Origin of the sequence: Pseudomonas sp. B7(2017) (assembly GCF_002112745.1) — a bacterium.
Taxonomy (GTDB): domain Bacteria; phylum Pseudomonadota; class Gammaproteobacteria; order Pseudomonadales; family Pseudomonadaceae; genus Aquipseudomonas; species Aquipseudomonas ekonensis.
The window spans coordinates 76,803-92,209 of the sequence record NZ_NEIP01000009.1 but is presented as its reverse complement, the minus strand read 5'-3'; the positions used below and the strand labels follow the sequence as shown (position 1 = coordinate 92,209).

13 protein-coding genes are annotated in these 15,407 nt (G+C 66.5%); 6 read left to right on the top strand and 7 right to left on the bottom strand.

From position 1 onward, the window contains the following. Positions 1 to 43: 43 nt before the first annotated feature. A complete protein-coding gene (locus tag CAG29_RS18010) occupies positions 44 to 931 on the bottom strand; it encodes a LysR family transcriptional regulator (protein WP_085631914.1) in 888 nt (295 codons plus the stop codon). A 139-nt stretch (positions 932 to 1,070) separates the two neighbouring features. Here CAG29_RS18010 and lysM point away from each other — a divergent pair, with 139 nt between their 5' ends. Beyond that, positions 1,071 to 1,511, top strand: coding sequence for a peptidoglycan-binding protein LysM (gene lysM / locus CAG29_RS18005; RefSeq protein ID WP_085581934.1), 441 nt, complete (start codon positions 1,071 to 1,073; stop codon positions 1,509 to 1,511). Between the two features lie 40 nt (positions 1,512 to 1,551). On the opposite strand, the gene yrfG is transcribed toward lysM, so the two are convergent. After that, a complete protein-coding gene (gene yrfG, locus CAG29_RS18000) occupies positions 1,552 to 2,214 on the bottom strand; it encodes a GMP/IMP nucleotidase (protein ID WP_085694911.1) in 663 nt (220 codons plus the stop codon). A gap of 87 nt (positions 2,215 to 2,301) precedes the next feature. Between yrfG and nudE the strand changes: the two genes are divergently transcribed. Next, positions 2,302 to 2,868 carry an ADP compounds hydrolase NudE gene (gene nudE, locus CAG29_RS17995; RefSeq protein WP_085581930.1) on the top strand — a complete coding sequence of 189 codons (567 nt, stop codon included), beginning with the start codon at positions 2,302 to 2,304 and terminating at the stop codon, positions 2,866 to 2,868. 11 nt (positions 2,869 to 2,879) lie between these two features. Continuing rightward, positions 2,880 to 3,707, top strand: a complete 828-nt coding sequence (gene cysQ, locus CAG29_RS17990) for a 3'(2'),5'-bisphosphate nucleotidase CysQ (protein ID WP_085694910.1) — start codon at positions 2,880 to 2,882, stop codon at positions 3,705 to 3,707. 5 nt (positions 3,708 to 3,712) lie between these two features. Here cysQ and CAG29_RS17985 read toward each other — a convergent pair whose 3' ends face one another. From CAG29_RS17985 to rfbC, 4 genes are all read right to left on the bottom strand, one after another. Continuing rightward, positions 3,713 to 4,168, bottom strand: a complete 456-nt coding sequence (locus CAG29_RS17985; RefSeq protein WP_085581926.1) for a YiiD C-terminal domain-containing protein — start codon at positions 4,166 to 4,168, stop codon at positions 3,713 to 3,715. A gap of 40 nt (positions 4,169 to 4,208) precedes the next feature. Further along, on the bottom strand, positions 4,209 to 5,597 hold the full coding sequence (locus CAG29_RS17980) for a sigma-54 dependent transcriptional regulator (protein ID WP_085581924.1): 1,389 nt from the start codon (positions 5,595 to 5,597) through the stop codon (positions 4,209 to 4,211). Next, entirely contained in the window at positions 5,594 to 7,402 is a 1,809-nt protein-coding gene (locus tag CAG29_RS17975) for an ATP-binding protein (RefSeq protein WP_085581922.1), read from the bottom strand. Before CAG29_RS17975 ends, CAG29_RS17980 begins: the two co-directional genes overlap by 4 nt. A gap of 105 nt (positions 7,403 to 7,507) precedes the next feature. After that, positions 7,508 to 8,053 carry a dTDP-4-dehydrorhamnose 3,5-epimerase gene (gene rfbC / locus CAG29_RS17970; RefSeq protein ID WP_085581920.1) on the bottom strand — a complete coding sequence of 182 codons (546 nt, stop codon included), beginning with the start codon at positions 8,051 to 8,053 and terminating at the stop codon, positions 7,508 to 7,510. A gap of 230 nt (positions 8,054 to 8,283) precedes the next feature. Here rfbC and CAG29_RS17965 point away from each other — a divergent pair, with 230 nt between their 5' ends. From CAG29_RS17965 to CAG29_RS17955, 3 genes are all read left to right on the top strand, one after another. Further along, entirely contained in the window at positions 8,284 to 11,196 is a 2,913-nt protein-coding gene (locus CAG29_RS17965; protein ID WP_085639428.1) for an aminotransferase, read from the top strand. Between the two features lie 266 nt (positions 11,197 to 11,462). Beyond that, the gene (aguA, locus tag CAG29_RS17960) at positions 11,463 to 12,569 is read left to right on the top strand and encodes an agmatine deiminase (protein WP_085581916.1); all 1,107 of its coding nucleotides are present in this window, start codon (positions 11,463 to 11,465) and stop codon (positions 12,567 to 12,569) included. Between the two features lie 245 nt (positions 12,570 to 12,814). Beyond that, a complete protein-coding gene (locus CAG29_RS17955) occupies positions 12,815 to 13,027 on the top strand; it encodes a hypothetical protein (RefSeq protein WP_085581914.1) in 213 nt (70 codons plus the stop codon). 242 nt (positions 13,028 to 13,269) lie between these two features. On the opposite strand, the gene CAG29_RS17950 is transcribed toward CAG29_RS17955, so the two are convergent. Then, a complete protein-coding gene (locus tag CAG29_RS17950) occupies positions 13,270 to 15,360 on the bottom strand; it encodes a TonB-dependent siderophore receptor (protein WP_085694909.1) in 2,091 nt (696 codons plus the stop codon). Positions 15,361 to 15,407 lie beyond the last annotated feature (47 nt).

Below are 15,407 nucleotides of genomic sequence, written 5' to 3'. Positions count from 1 at the left end.
CGCGTCTAATCGCTAGTGTCGATCTTCCGATAGATGCCGTCGATCAAGCGGCTGCCGGCGATTTCCGGTACAGCGCGAAACAGGCCTCGGCCAACGCCGAGCGGGGTGCCCCGCGCCGCATGATCAGACCCAGCGGTGCGAGGGTGCGGGCGCTTTCGATCGGTTGCAGGCGCAGGTGATCGGTGAGGTTTTCCAGGCCGCCGTCCAGCGGCATCACGGCGCAGCACAGGCCGCCGTGCACGGCTTGCAGCAATTGATGGACGGCGTCGGTCTGCAGCAAAGGCTGCGGGGTCAGGCCGCGGCTGTGGAAGTTGTGGTCGATGGACTGGCGAAAGTGCATGCCGCTGGTGAGCATGCCCAGCGGCAGTTCGATCAGCGACTCCCAGCTCAACGGCGCCTCGCCGAAGGTGAAGCAGCGCTGATCGTAGAGCAGGCCCATGCGGGTCTCGCTCAGTTCGAGGGACTCGAAGCGCTCGCTGTCCAGACGGTCCAGGTAGGACACGCCCAGGTCGATGCGGTTGTTGGCCAGGTGTTCGAGGACCTGCTCGGAGCTGAGCGACGACAGCTCGAAGCGCAGGTTCGGGTGCTGCCCGTGCAGCTGGCGCATCAGCGGCACGGCGTCGAAACTCGACAACGGCACGACCCCCAGCCGCAATGTGCCGATCAGGTTGCCGCGGCAGGCCGCCGCTTCGGCCTGCAAGCCGTCGTAGGCCGCCAGCACCGTGCGCGCCCAGGCCAGCACCCGCTCCCCCGGCGCCGTGAAGCCTTCGAAGCGCTGGCCGCGGTTGACCAGCGGCAGGTCCAGCTCTTCTTCGAGGCTGCGCAGGCGCATCGACAGCGTCGGCTGAGTGACGTGGCAACGGGCCGCGGCCTGGCCGAAGTGGCGGGTCTCGTCGAGGGCGATGAGGAATTTCAGCTGCTTGATGTCCATCTTCGCTCCGGGGCGTGGGTTGGGGGTGGGCGATTCTAACGCCTGTGCGGGGGCAGGGTCATTGGTCGGGCCGGAACCGGCTCCGCGCGGGGTGGTCTAGGCTTTGTCGACTGACCCTTGATTCCATGGAGAGAACACGATGAGCATTTTCAGTTTTGTGAAAGAGGCGGGCGAGAAACTGATCGATCTGCTGACGCCGGGCAACGCCAACGCCGGCGATCAGCTGAAGGATCACATCAGCAAGGTCGGCCTGGGCAACCCGAACGTCCAGGCGACCGTGGACGGGGACAAGGTCACGGTCACAGGCGAAGTGGCGAGCCAGGAGGAGAAGGAAAAGATCCTGTTGGCCCTGGGCAACATCGCCGGGGTCGGCAGTGTGGACGACCAGATCACCGTGACCGGGCCGGTCGCGACGGCAGCACGTTTCGTCACGGTGAAGAAGGGCGATACCCTCAGCGCGATCTCCAAGGCCGAATACGGCGACGCCAACAAGTACAACAAGATCTTCGAGGCCAACAAGCCGATGCTGTCGCATCCGGACAAGATCTATCCGGGCCAGGTGCTGCGCATCCCCGAATGACCTTGTGGCGAGGGAGCGTGCTCCCTCGCTGGTTGGGGCCCTAGAGGCCCTCAATCAGATCCCGGTAATCCCCCACCGCCGCAAATTCTGCCGTGTCCTTCGGCCCTTTGCGGCTGTCCGGCTCCTTCACCGCCAGCAGATGCGCCACGCCGAAACCCCGGGCGCTGCGCAGGATCGGCAAGGTGTCGTCGATGAACAGGCTGCGCGCCGGATCGAAGCGCAGATCCGCCTGCAAGGCGTCCCAGAACTGCGGGGTTTCCTTGGGGAAACCGTAGTCATGTGAACTGATGAGCCGCTCGAAGTACGGCGCCAGTTCGATCCGCTCCAGTTTCAGCGACAGCGAATCACGGTGTGCGTTGGTGATCATCACCACCCGCTTGCCGGCCTGCCTGATCGCCGCCAGAAAGGTGTCGGCGTCCGGACGAAGGGCGATGAGGTGGGCGGTCTCCAGCTTCAGTTCGCGCACCGGCAGCTTCAGTTCGGCGCTCCAGAAATCCAGGCAGTACCACTGCAGCCGCCCCGCGTTGCGTTCGAACAGCGGCTGCAGTTCCATCTGCGCCATGGCCAGGCTCATGCCGTGCAGTTCGGCGTAGCGCCGGGGTAGGTGCTCCAGCCAGAAATGGTTGTCGAAGTGCAGGTCCAGCAGCGTGCCGTCCATGTCCAGCAGAACGGTATCGATGTCGGACCACGGTAATGAAGGCATGGCAACGTCTCGGGGGGTAGAAAGATATCCGACGCAAACAATCGGAAAAGCCGCGTTATAGTAGCGCGTTCACCCAAGGAGCTTCGCATGCGCCAGAAACCCACCGTCCTCGCCCGCGAGATTGTCGCCACCAGCCGGCTGTTCTGCGTCGAAGAACTGAAGCTGCGTTTTGCCAACGGCGCGGAGCGCACCTATGAGCGCCTGGTCGGCAAGGGCGCCGGGTACGGTGCCGTGATGATCGTGGCGATGCTGGATGCCGAGCACGCGGTGCTGGTCGAGGAATACTGCGGTGGCACCGACGAATACGAGCTGTCGCTGCCCAAGGGCCTGATCGAGCCTGGCGAGGATGTTCTGGCGGCGGCCGAGCGTGAGCTCAAGGAAGAGGCCGGCTACGGCGCGCGGCAGCTGGAACACCTGACCGAACTGTCGCTGTCTCCGGGCTACATGAGCCAGAAGATTCAGGTGGTGCTGGCCACCGATCTGTACGAAGAGCGCCTGGAAGGCGACGAACCTGAGCCGATGCGCGTGGACAAGGTCAACCTGCGCGAGCTGTCGGCCTTGGCGCAGACTCCGAACTTTTCCGAAGGCCGCGCGCTGGCGGCCCTGTACCTGACCCGTGATCTGCTGACCCAGCGCGGGTTCTTCAAGCCATGAGTGAGAGCCCGATGAATTTTCCCCATCCGATGATGGCGCCGGTGGTTGAACTGGCCTTGCGCGCAGGCCAGGCGATCCTGCCGTTCTGGCGCGCCGGGGTGGCGGTCACCGCCAAGTCCGACGATTCGCCGGTGACCGCTGCCGATCTGGCGGCGCACCACGTGATCGCAGCCGGTCTGGCGGCGTTGGCGCCGGACATTCCGGTGCTGTCCGAAGAGGACGCCGACATCCCGCAGGCCGTGCGCGCCGGGTGGCAGCGCTGGTGGCTGGTGGATCCGCTGGACGGCACCAAGGAGTTCATCAGCGGCAGCGAGGAGTTCACCGTCAACATTGCCCTGGTCGAGAACGGTCGGGTGGTGTTCGGTGTGGTGTCGATGCCGACCAGCGGGCGCTATTACGTCGGCGGCGCCGGGCTCGGCGCCTGGCGCGGCGACACGGGCGGCACGCCGCAGGCGATCCGGGTGCGCGATGTGCCGGGGCCGGGCGAGGCGTTCACCGTGGTCGCCAGCCGTCGGCATTCCAGCCCGGAGCAGGAGCGGCTGCTGAACGGCTTGAGCGCCAGCCTCGGCGAGCTGCAGTTGGCGAACATCGGCAGTTCGTTGAAGTTCTGCCTGCTGGCCGAAGGGGCGGCGGACTGCTACCCGCGCCTGGCGCCGACCTCGCAGTGGGACACGGCGGCGGCGCAAGGCGTGCTGGAAGGCGCCGGCGGCGAGGTGCTGGACCTGAACGGCGTGGCGTTCAGCTACCCGGCCCGGGAGTCGTTGCTCAACGGGTTCTTCCTGGCGTTGCCGGCGAAGGCGGCGTGGCGCTCGAAACTGCTGGAACTGGCCCGCTCCTGACGCTTTCAGCGGTGCAGGACGTATTGGCCGGTGAAGGTCACCGCGTCCTCATCGCTCCCGGCGTTGACGACCCGCGTCTGCAGCGTCAGCCGCGCGCGCCCGTAACGCCGGTACATCGCCAGGAATTTCTTCCATACCGCCGCCTCCGGTTCCGGGCAAACGGCGACGGCATCGCCGGTCACCGGCAGGGGATAAAGGATCTGCCCTTCCTGAATGACGATGTGGCCGTCGGTGATGCCTTCCTCTTTCAGGCGCAGGTGCAGCCAGCCCCAGCCGGCCAGCACCGCGCCGCAGTACAGGCTGCCGCCGAACATGGTGCTCTTGTGGTTGACGTTGGCCTCCAGCGGCAGGTGCAGGCGCAGTTGCCGTTCGTGCCAGTCGAGCACCTTGAGGCCCATGTCCCGGGTCAGCGGGATGTCGTGGTGGAGGACGGATTCCAGGTAAAGGCTGTCGCGGCTCATGTCCGATCCTCTTGCGGCAACGGGGGGGCGTAGGGGCGAATCATTCGGATTCCTCGGACTGGCCGGCGCCGTCGGCGAAGTTCAGGCCGTGCTTGCGCAGTTTGTCGTGGAGGGTCTTGCGCGGAATGCCCAGGGCTTCGGCGAGGCTGCGCACCGAGCTGTGGGAGCGCGCCAGTTCGGCGGCGATCAGCGATTTCTCGAAGTTTTCCACTTGCTCGCTGAGGCCGGCGCCGACCGTTCCCGCGGTCGCACTGCCCTGGCCGCCGCTTTCGGTGTTGTCCAGCGCCAGTTCCAACCCGAGGGCGAAGCGCTCCGCCGCGTTCTGCAGCTCGCGCACATTGCCCGGCCACGGGTGGCGCAGCAGCAGGGCGCGCTGGGCCGGTTGCAGTTCGTGGGTGGGCAGGCCATGGCGGGCGCTGGCTTCGTCGGCGTAGTGCTGGAACAGCACCAGCACGTCTTCGCCCCGTTCGCGCAGCGGCGGGATGCGCAGCGGGGCGACGTTGAGGCGGTAGTAGAGGTCGGCGCGGAAACGCCCTTGATCGGCAGCCTGGCGCAGATCTTCCTTGGTCGCCGCGATGACGCGGATGTCCAGCGGGATCAATTGATTGCCGCCCAGCCGTTCGACCACCCGCTCCTGCAGCATGCGCAGCAGCTTGACCTGCACGTCCAGGCTCATGCTTTCGATTTCATCGAGAAACAGCGTGCCGCCGTTGGCGAACTCGAACTTGCCGATCCGGCGCTTCTGCGCGCCGGTGAAGGCGCCGGGCTCATGGCCGAACAGTTCGCTTTCCACCACCGATTCGGCCAGGGCGCCGGCGTTGATCGCCACGAACGGCCCGTTGCGCCGGCTCGACAGGTCATGCAGGGCGCGGGCGACGACTTCCTTGCCGGCGCCGGTCTCGCCGAGGATCAGCACGTCGGCCTTGGTCGCGGCCAGGGCGCCGATCTGTTCGCGCAGGCGCAGCATGGGCGCCGAATGCCCCACCAGCCGCGCGCTCAGTTCGTTGCGGTCGCTGAGCGCCAGGCGCAGGCTGCGGTTGTCCAGCACCAGCCGCCGCAAGGCCAGGGCGCGGCGCACGCTGTCGAGCAGGGCGTCGCTGGCGAAGGGTTTCTCCAGAAAGTCATAGGCGCCGGCGCGCATGGCCTGCACCGCCAGCGGCACGTCGCCGTGGCCGGTGATCAGCAGCACCGGCAGTTCCGGATCCAGGGCGTGCAGTTCGGTCAGCAGTTCCAGGCCGTCCATGCCGGGCATGCGGATGTCGCTGACCACCACGCCCGGCCAGTCTCGCTCCAGTTGCCCGGCCAGGCCGGTGGCCTCTGACAGCGACAGGACTTTCAGGCCGGCCAGGTCCAGGGTCTGGCCGAGGGCCTGGCGCAGGTGCGGATCGTCGTCGATCAGCAGCACCTGGATGCGGTTGTCGATGGTCATGCGCTTCGGTCCTCGGACGGTTGCAGACTGACGCCGGGCGCTCCGGCGCGCAGCCTCAGGGTGATCAGGGCGCCGCCTTGCTTGTGGTTGGCGAACGACAGTTCGCCGCCGAAGGCGCGCATCAGGGTCTCGCAGATCGCCAGCCCCAAGCCAAGGCCCTGGGTGCGGGTCTTGGTGGTGTAGAAGGGCTCGCTGGCGCGGCCGAGGGCCTCCATGCAGAAGCCGGGGCCGTTGTCGCGGATGTACAGGTTGACGCCGTCGCCGGTGGATTCGGCACTCAGCCACAGTTTGCGCGGCGGGCCTTTCTCGGTCAGGGCGTCGAGGGCATTGGCCAGCAGGTTGCCGAGCACCTGGCGCAGGCGGGTTTCCCCGGCCTCCACCCACAAGGTGGCGGCGGGCAGGTCGCGGATCAGCTCGACGTCCATGCTCCGCCGGCGCTTGGCCAACAGCGCCAGGGCGTCGTCCAGCGCCGGTTGCAGGGCGACGCTCTCGGGAGCGTGGCGGTCGCGGCGGGCGAAGGCGCGCAGGTGGGCGATGATCGAGGCCATGCGCCCGGTCAGTTCGCTGATCAGTTTGAGGTTGCCGCGGGCGTCGTCGGTGCGCTGATGGTCGAGCAGCACCTCGGCGTTTTCGGCGTAGCTGCGGATCGCCGCCAGCGGCTGGTTGAGCTCGTGGCTGATGCTCGCCGACATGGTGCCCAGCGCCGACAGCTTGCCCGCCTGCACCAGGTCGTCCTGGGCCCGCACCAGTTCCTGCTGGGCGTGTTCGCGCTCCAGCACTTCCTGCTTCAGCCGGCGGTTGAGCCCTTCGAGGTCGCTGGTGCGCTCGGCGACCCGACCCTCCAGCTCACGCCGGGCCTTGCCTTCGAAAGCGATCCGTTCCAGGTAGTGCCGGCGCCGCTGCATCATCAGCCCGAGCAGCAGCATCACCACCAGCAGCGTGGCGCCGCCGATCGCCACCACGGTGCGCACCGGACGGTCGATCAGGGTGCGCGGGGCGAGGATGCTCACGCTCCAGCCGGTTTCGGTGATTTCCCGGGTCTGGGTCAGCCACGCCGTGGGGCTGAGGTTCAGCGGGCGCGGATCGCGGGTCGGATAGGGCTGGATTGCGGTGATCGCCGTGCGCTCGCTGTCGCTCAAGGGCCGGGTCGAGCGGAAGCGCCATTCCGGGCGCGACGTGAGGATGACCACGCCGTTGTGGTCGGTCACCAGCAGTTGTTCGGGCGTCTTGCCCCACAGGCTTTCGGTGTGGTCCAGGTCGACCTTGATCACCAGCACGCCGATGGTCTTGTCGCCCGCGCGCACGGCGGCGGCGAAGAAGTAGCCGCGCTTGGCCGAGGTGGTGCCCAGGCCGAAGAAGCGCCCGAGGTGCCCGGCCATGGCTTCGCTGAAGTAGGGCCGGAAGGAGAAATTGCGCCCGACGAAACTGTCGTGCTTGTCCCAGTTCGACGCGGCCAGGGTCTTGCCGGAGGTGTCCATCAGGTACATGACCTCGGCGCCGGTCTGGGCGGCGATGTTCTTGAGCAGGCGGTTGGCGTTGGCCTGGGTGTCGCCGTCGTCGGGGGCCGCGAGCATGGCGCGCAGGGCCGGCAGGTCGCCGAGGATCTGCGGCAGCACTTCGTAGCGGTGCAGGGTGCCCAGCAGGTTGGCGACGTACAGGTCCAGGGTCTGGCGGTTCTGGCCGGCCAGTTCGCTGCGGTAGTAGCGCTCGGCCAGATGCTCCAGCGGCCACAGCAACGGGGCCAGGCACAGGGCCAGCAGGGCGAGGCTGCGCCAGCGGGGCCGGCGGGGTAGGGTCGGGGTCATGAGCATCGTGCGCCTGTGGGGACAGACGCATTATGCCTAGCCTTGCGGCAGCAGTCTGCGCGCCGCTCGGCGGGGCACAGCGCCGCTGAAGATTCGCACGGCGAATCAGGAAAAGACGTCGGCGTCCTTGAAGGCGGTGCCCGCCTGGTCCTTGGCGGACAACTGAGGCGCCTCGTCCAGCTGCCAGTCGATGGCAAGGTCCGGGTCGTCCCAGCGAATGGTGCGTTCCGCCGAAGGCGTGTAGTAGTCGGTGGTCTTGTAGAGGAATTCGGCGAATTCGCTCAGCACCACGAAACCGTGGGCGAAACCTTCCGGGATCCAGAGCTGGCGGTGGTTGTCGGCGGACAGGCGCACCGCGACCCATTGGCCGAAGTGCGGCGAGCTGCGGCGGATGTCCACGGCGATGTCCAGCACCTCGCCGGCCGTGACGCGCACCAGCTTGCCCTGGGTGTTCTGCAGTTGGTAATGCAGGCCGCGCAGCACGCCTTTCTGCGAGCGGGAATGGTTGTCCTGGACGAACTGCACATCGAGGCCGGTCGCCTCCAGGAACGCCTTGCCGTTGAAGCTCTCGTAAAAGAAGCCGCGCTCGTCGCCAAACACCTTGGGTTCGATGATCAGGACACCGGGCAGGTCGGTGGGGATTACATTCATGGGGATTTTCGGTGGCCAATGTGAATGGTCGGTATTCTTGCGCAAAGTGCCGGCCTGCGCGAGTGTCGAAGCGGATGCAACGGTCAATCGACCTTGCCGACATTCCATCGTTCCGCTCGATGGGGTTGGCCGTCGCCGCTCTCGCTCCGTCCTGCAACCGGTTCAGGGGGTTGCAGATCGCCCGAAGCAGTGGCGATATAGGCGCCTGACAAAACAATAGGGGTCGCTCCATGTCGTTCGCCACGTTGATTCATCGTGTCAGCCTACCCACCCCGCAGGTCTCTGCGGAGCAGGCCCTGCACCTTCTGAAGGAGCATTACGGGCTGAGCGGCGCGCTGCACCCCTTGGGCAGTCAGCAGGATCTCAACTTCCGGGTCGACAGCGAGCGCGGCCGCTTCGTGCTCAAGGTCTGCCGCGGCGACTATTCGCTGGTGGAACTGCAGGCCCAGCACGCCGGCCTCAAATACCTGGCCGAACATTGCGCCGTGCCGGTGCCCCGGGTGATTGCGGCCCGCAACGGTGAAGACCTGCTGACGCTGACCGTCGGCGGCGAGTCCGTGCATGTGCGGCTGCTGGATTACATCGAAGGCCAGTCCCTGACGGCGCTCGACCATCTGGGCCACGAAGTGGTGGCTGGGTTCGGCCGGCTCTGCGGCGAGATGGATCTGGCCTTGGCCGGGTTCGACCATCCGGGCCTTGAACGCACGTTGCAGTGGGACGCCCGGCACGCCGAGGCCCTGACCGAACATTTATTGCCGGTGATCGCGGACGACCGCCAGCGCGCGCTGATCGCCGACGCGGCGGCCCAGGCCCAACACCGGTTGCGGCCGTTGCTGGCGCGGTTGCCGGTGCAGGCGATCCACATGGACATCACTGACGACAACGTCGTCTGGCAGCGGGACGCCGGGCGCCACTGGCAGTTGCAGGGCGTCATCGATTTCGGCGACCTGGTGCGCACCTGGCGCATCACCGACCTGTCGGTGACCTGTGCGGCGCTGCTGCACCATGCCGAGGGTGATCCGTTCGTGATCCTGCCGGCGGTGCAGGCCTACCACGCGGTCAATCCGCTGCTGCCCGAAGAACTGCAGGCCCTGTGGCCGCTGATCGTGGCCCGGGCGGCGGTGCTGGTGCTCAGCGGCGAACAGCAGGTCAGCATCGACCCCGGCAACGCCTACAGCCGCAACAACCTGGCCCATGAGTGGGAGATTTTCCGGGTCGCCACTTCGGTGCCGTTCGCCCTGATGGAGGCGGCGATCCTGACGGCGGTCGGGCAGACGTTGCCGGCCCTGGGCAGCGAAGGCTTTGCGCCGCTGCTGCCGGGCCTGGTCGGGCGCGAGTTCGCGCTGATCGACCTCGGCGTGCTGAGCCCGCATTTCGAGGCCGGCAATTGGGAGCAGGCCGGCATCGACCAGCGCCTGCTGGATGAAGCCGCTGCTGTGCACGGCTTGGCGGCCAGCCGCTACGGGCAATACCGCTTGTCGCGCACCCGGCCGGACTCTGCCGATGAGCCGGACACCTTCCCGCTGCACGTCGAACTGCGGGTGCCGGAAGGCTCGGCGCTGGAGGCACCGTTTGCCGGTGTGCTCCACCTGGCGGCGGACGGTTCGCTGCGCTTGGACGGTGTGCAGTCGAGCGTGCGCCTGTGGGGGGTGACGACCTCGCTGCACAGCGGCGCGGCGCTGGTCAAAGGCCAGGTGCTGGGAACGGCGGGCGGCGCCCTGACCGTGCAGTTGCTGCGGGACGCGCAACTGGAGGCGCCGCTGTTCTGCACGCCTTCGCGGGCGCCGGCCTGGCAGGCCTTGTGCCCGTCGCCGGCTTCGCTGCTGGGGCTGGCCTGCGACGCCGAGCCGGAGCTGGACGGGAAAACCCTGCTCCAACGCCGCGACGCCAGTTTCGCCCGCACCCAGAAGCATTATTACGTCGACCCGCCGCGCATCGAGCGCGGCTGGCGCAACCACCTGATCGACATGCAGGGCCGTTCCTATCTCGACATGCTCAACAACGTCGCCGTGCTCGGCCACGGCCATCCGCGCATGGCGGAGGCCGCCCGCCGGCAATGGTCGTTGCTCAACACCAACTCGCGGTTCAACTATGCGGCGGTCGCCGAGTTTTCCGAGCGGCTGCTGAAACTGGCGCCGGAGGGCATGGACCGGGTGTTCCTGGTGAACAGCGGCAGCGAGGCCAACGACCTGGCGATCCGTCTGGCGTGGGCCTACAGCGGCGGTCGCGACCTGATCAGCGTGCTGGAGGCCTATCACGGCTGGACGGTGGGTGCGGATTCGGTCTCGACCTCCGTCGCCGACAACCCGCGCGCCCTCGAAAGCCGCCCGGACTGGGTGCATCCGGTGACGGCGCCGAACACCTACCGCGGCGAGTTCCGCGGGCCGGATTCGGCGCCGGACTACGTGCGCAGCGTCGAGCATCAATTGGCCCGCCTCGACGAACAGAAACGGCAACTGGCCGGCTTCATCTGCGAACCGGTCTACGGCAACGCCGGGGGCATCTCGCTGCCGCCGGGGTATCTGAAGACCGTCTACGGACTGGTGCGCGCCCGGGGCGGCGTGTGCATCGCCGACGAAGTGCAGGTCGGTTACGGGCGCATGGGCCATTTCTTCTGGGGCTTCGAAGAGCAGGGCGTGGTGCCGGACATCATCACCATGGCCAAGGGCATGGGCAACGGCCAGCCGTTGGGCGCGGTGATCACCCGGCGCGAGATTGCCGAGGCGCTGGAGAATGAAGGCTATTTCTTCTCGTCCGCCGGGGGCAGCCCGGTGAGCTGTCAGATCGGCATGGCGGTGCTGGACGTCCTTGAAGAAGAGGGACTGTGGGAAAACGCCCAGGTGGTCGGCGGGCATTTCAAGGCCCGTCTGCAAGCGTTGGTCGAGAAGTACCCGCTGGCAGGCGCGGTGCACGGTTCCGGCTTCTACCTGGGGCTGGAACTGGTGCGCGACCGCGAGACCCTGGAGCCGGCCACCGAGGAAACCATGCGCCTGTGCGACCGGCTGCGGGAACTGGGGATCTTCATGCAGCCCACCGGCGACGACCTGAACATCCTCAAGATCAAGCCGCCGATGGTCACCTCGCGCCGGAGCGTGGACTTCTTCGTCGACATGCTGGCGAAGGTGTTCGACGAGGGGCTGTGAAGCCCCGCCTCCTGTAGGAGCGAGCCTGCTCGCGATAGCGGACGATCATTCAAGCGCGATGTTGATCGATCCGCCGCCATCGCGAGCAGGCTCGCTCCTACAGGGTTTTCAATCCGATTAATATCGATGAAATTTCATAGCCTTAAGCTTCACAGCATTCATTTGGCTTTTAATGCCGATTTTTATCGGTTATAAAGTCGCCAATGCTCCGGCGTAGGTCCGGTGCCCGTGTTTTCTCCCGAAGGTTTCCCGGAGTCCAGACCACCATGACCACACTGAAAAGCACACCCCGCGCCGACGGTTTCCACATGCCGGCCGAATGGGCGCCGCAAACCCAGACCTGGATGATCTGGCCGGAGCGTCCGGACAACTGGCGCCTGGGCGGCAAGCCCGCGCAGGCCGCGCACGCTGCGGTGGCCAAGGCCATCGCCCGTTTCGAGCCGGTGACCGTGGCGGTGTCCGCCGGCCAGTACGAGAACGCCCGCGCCCGCCTCGACGTGCCGAACATCCGCCTGGTCGAGATGTCCAGCGATGACGCCTGGGTGCGCGACAGCGGCCCGACCTTCGTCATCAACGGCAGCGGCGAAGTGCGCGGCGTGAACTGGGACTTCAACGCCTGGGGCGGCTTCGACGGCGGCCTGTACTCGCCGTGGAACCGTGATTCCCAGGTCGGCGGCAAGATCCTCGAGATCGAGCGCAGCCCGCGCTACCGCACCGAAGGCTTCGTCCTGGAGGGCGGTTCGATCCACGTCGACGGCGAAGGCACCGTGATCACCACCGAAGAGTGCCTGCTCAACCGCAACCGCAACCCCCACCTGGGCCGCGAAGAGATCGAAGCGGTGCTCAGCGCCCACCTGTCGGTGGACAAAGTCATCTGGTTGCCGGACGGCCTGTACAACGACGAGACCGACGGCCATGTGGACAACTTCTGCTGCTACGTGCGCCCGGGCGAAGTGCTGCTGGCCTGGACCGACGATCCGCAGGACCCTAACTACCCGCGCTGCCAGGCGGCGATGAAAGTGCTGCAGAGCAGCACCGACGCCAAGGGCCGCCCGTTCACGGTGCACAAGATGCCGATTCCGGGGCCGCTGTACGCGACCGAAGAGGAATGCGCCGGCGTCGATCCGGTGGACGGCACCCAGGAGCGCAACCCGAGCGTACGCCTGGCCGGTTCCTACGTGAACTTCCTGATCGTCAACGGCGGCATCATCGCGCCGAGCTTCGACGACCCGATGGACGGGCCGGCCAAAGAGATCCTGCAGAACCTGTTCCCGCAGCACGAAGTGGTGATGGTGCCGGGCCGCGAACTGTTACTGGGAGGCGGTAACATTCACTGCCTTACCCAGCAGCAGCCTGCCCCGCACAAAGAGTGAGTGCGGATGTAACAGCTTGAGTTGATTGGAGAATCGCTCAAGCCCGAATCCGGCCTCGTCGCCCAAAGAGAAACCCGCAGCCCGTCAGGACCGCGGGTTTCTTTATGGCCGCCGGTCGGCGATTCTCCGAATTTGGCATAGCTCTTGTATCGCTCATGGCGCACTAGGGAGGGGGGAGAACTTCAACGGTTCTGTCATAAACCTTGGATAACTTAGCCGCTCACGAACGGGGAGAGAGCGCTGAAATGAACGCCGAAGTGAACGTAATCAGCGAGCGGACGTTGCATCCCATGGCTGTAAACACTGAGTCGCTCCAGATTGTCGCGCACTGGTTGAAGTCCAATGGAACGCGTCAGATCAGGGAACCTGATCCGCGCCGGATGATGATCGAGCGTTACCCCGCTGGCCTGTTCAGCGAGGCGGAACTGGAAGCGTTGTGGGATGTGATGGAAGGATAAAGAAGAACGACTAAGGACAGGTGAAAGCGCTGCCGGGAGGGCGGCGCTTTTTTTTGCCTGCGGGAAGGGCGGGGTTCCCCGGGGTGTCTGTGCCGCCGCCATCGCCAGCAGGCTGGCTCCCACATTGTTCAGCGGTGACCATGGATTTTGCGGTCACCCCGCAACCCTGTGGGAGCCAGCCTGCTGGCGATGGCGGCGGGTCAGCCGGAAATGCCCCGAAGGGCACACCGGCGACCCGATGCTCAGAAACTGTACGTGCCGGTGACCACCAGGCTGCGCGGCGCGCCCGGCTGGATCTGGAACGCACTGGTGGCCGACGAGTAGTACTCGCGGTCGGTGATGTTGTTCAGCGCGGCGCGCACGTCCCAGTCCTTGTGGCGGTAGCCGGCCAGGGCGTCCCAGCGGCCGTAGCCCGGCAGCACCGTGGTGTTGGCGTTGTCGGCGTAGCGCTGGCCGACCAGGGTCAGGCCGGTTTCGGCGTACCAGCCCAGCTCCGGTTTCCAGGTCAGGAACAGGCTGCCGTTGCGCTTGGCGACGTTGTTCACGCGGTTGCCTTCCAGGCCGTTGTTGTCCTTCTCGATGGTCGCGTCCTGCACGCCGACGCCGCCGCGCACGTACCAGTTGCCGGTGATCTTGCCGGTGCCGGTCAGCTCGATCCCGCGCGAGCGCTGCAGGCCGCTGAGCACGGTCAGGGTCGGGTCGTTCGGGTCGGTGGTGCGGCGGTTGTAGAGCTCAAGCTCGTAGACCGCCAGGGTGGTGCTCAGGCGGTCGTCGAGCCAGTCGCTCTTGACCCCGATTTCCTTCTGCTTGGTCAGCTCCGGGCTCAGGTCGTTGCCGTTGCCCGACGCGCCCGGTGTGATGCCGATCAGGCCGCCGCCGACCGGCGAGAAGGTCTTGGTCCACGAGGCGTAGAACGAGTGGTTCTGCAAAGGCGTCCAGACCACGCCGAAACGCGGGCTGGTGCTGTGGCTGTCGCGGTCTTCGGAAATGTTGCGCAGCTTGTTGGTGGACTCGATGTCGAAGGTGTCGTAGCGCAGGCCGGCCAGCAGTTGCCATTGATCGTTCAGGCGCAGCTGGTCCTGCACGTACACGGCGCGGCTTTCGACTTCGGTGTGGCTGCTGCTCGAGACCTGCATGCGCCCGGTGTGGCGCAGGTCGCGGTCAGGGTTGTACAGGTCCAGGCCCGGCACCGGCGAACTGCCGCGTCCGGAAGTGGCGGCGTTGTACAGCGTCGGGTCGCGGCGCTGGCTGCCGGTCTCGAGCCCGGTGAGCAGGCGGTGCTCGAGGCCGAAGGTTTCGAAGCCGCCTTCCAGCTCAAGGTTGTTGTAGATGTTGCGGGTGGTCAGGTCCTGCTGCCAGTGCTGGCGAGTGACCTTGTTGGTCTTCTTGTCGAAGCCGGTGAGGTAGGTGTTGTCGAAGTCGCTGTCGAGCTTGAACACGCCGAGGGTGTGGCGCAGTTGCCAGTCGTCGCTCAGTTCGTAGCTCAGGCGTGAGCGCAAGGATTGCGTCTTGTCGTCGATGAAGTCGTGGTCGTTGCCGTAGGTGGTGTCCCGGCCGACGTCCGCCGGGCGCCCGTTGATGCCCGGGATGCCGCGGTCGGGGGTGCGGTTGTAGCGGCTGTATTCGTACTGCACCAGCCAGTTCAGATCCGGCGTGAGTTGCCAGCTCATCGACGGGGCGAACAGCTGGCGGTTGCCGCTGACGCCGTCGCGGAAGCTGTTTTCGTCCATGTTGCTCATGTTCAGGCGCAGGCTGATGTTCTCGCTCGGGTCGGTGCTGAGGTCGGCGTACAGGCTGCGCAGATCCTCGCTGCCGCCCTGGGCCTCGATGGTCGAGCGGCGGCCGGCTTCCGGCGCCTTGCTCACCCGGTTGACGATCCCGCCCTGGCTGCCGCGGCCGTAGAGCACGGCGGCCGGGCCCTTGAGCACTTCGACGCGTTCGATGTTGTGCAGGTCGCGCTTGTACTGGCTGTCGTCGCGGATGCCGTCCAGGTAGAAGTCGTTGCTGGCGTCGAAGCCGCGGATGCGCAGGCTGTCGAACCGGGTGTCGCCGCCGTTGCTGACGTTGGGGATGCCGCTCAGGGCGTCGCCCAGGTCGTTGGTGCCGTAGTCGGCGACGTTGGCGGTCTTGACCGAGTCGATCGCCTGGGGCACGTAGCGCACGGGCGTGGCGGTGCGGGTGGCGGTGCTGCTGACTTTCACGCGCGGGTCGTCGACTTGCGATTCGGCGCTGATCGACGTGGCGGGCAATTCGGTCGCGCAGTAGGCGAAACCGGAGGACAGGACGGCGGAAAGCCCGAGGGTGACGGGCGTGAGACGGAACGGGGCAGGCATTGAAAAGCGCATCCGAAAGGGTGGAGGAATCTGAGCGCGTGAATGGT

Excerpts from the sequence above, each read along its gene's own strand:
- CAG29_RS17985 (WP_085581926.1), bottom strand. The coding sequence starts at position 4,168 with ATGAGCCGCGACAGCCTTTACCTGGAATCCGTCCTCCACCACGACATC.
- cysQ (WP_085694910.1), top strand. The coding sequence starts at position 2,880 with ATGAATTTTCCCCATCCGATGATGGCGCCGGTGGTTGAACTGGCCTTG.
- CAG29_RS18010 (WP_085631914.1), bottom strand. The coding sequence starts at position 931 with ATGGACATCAAGCAGCTGAAATTCCTCATCGCCCTCGACGAGACCCGC.
- aguA (WP_085581916.1), top strand. The coding sequence starts at position 11,463 with ATGACCACACTGAAAAGCACACCCCGCGCCGACGGTTTCCACATGCCG.
- CAG29_RS17975 (WP_085581922.1), bottom strand. The coding sequence starts at position 7,402 with ATGACCCCGACCCTACCCCGCCGGCCCCGCTGGCGCAGCCTCGCCCTG.
- CAG29_RS17950 (WP_085694909.1), bottom strand. The coding sequence starts at position 15,360 with ATGCCTGCCCCGTTCCGTCTCACGCCCGTCACCCTCGGGCTTTCCGCC.
- CAG29_RS17965 (WP_085639428.1), top strand. The coding sequence starts at position 8,284 with ATGTCGTTCGCCACGTTGATTCATCGTGTCAGCCTACCCACCCCGCAG.
- rfbC (WP_085581920.1), bottom strand. The coding sequence starts at position 8,053 with ATGAATGTAATCCCCACCGACCTGCCCGGTGTCCTGATCATCGAACCC.
- yrfG (WP_085694911.1), bottom strand. The coding sequence starts at position 2,214 with ATGCCTTCATTACCGTGGTCCGACATCGATACCGTTCTGCTGGACATG.
- CAG29_RS17980 (WP_085581924.1), bottom strand. The coding sequence starts at position 5,597 with ATGACCATCGACAACCGCATCCAGGTGCTGCTGATCGACGACGATCCG.
- lysM (WP_085581934.1), top strand. The coding sequence starts at position 1,071 with ATGAGCATTTTCAGTTTTGTGAAAGAGGCGGGCGAGAAACTGATCGAT.
- CAG29_RS17955 (WP_085581914.1), top strand. The coding sequence starts at position 12,815 with ATGAACGCCGAAGTGAACGTAATCAGCGAGCGGACGTTGCATCCCATG.
- nudE (WP_085581930.1), top strand. The coding sequence starts at position 2,302 with ATGCGCCAGAAACCCACCGTCCTCGCCCGCGAGATTGTCGCCACCAGC.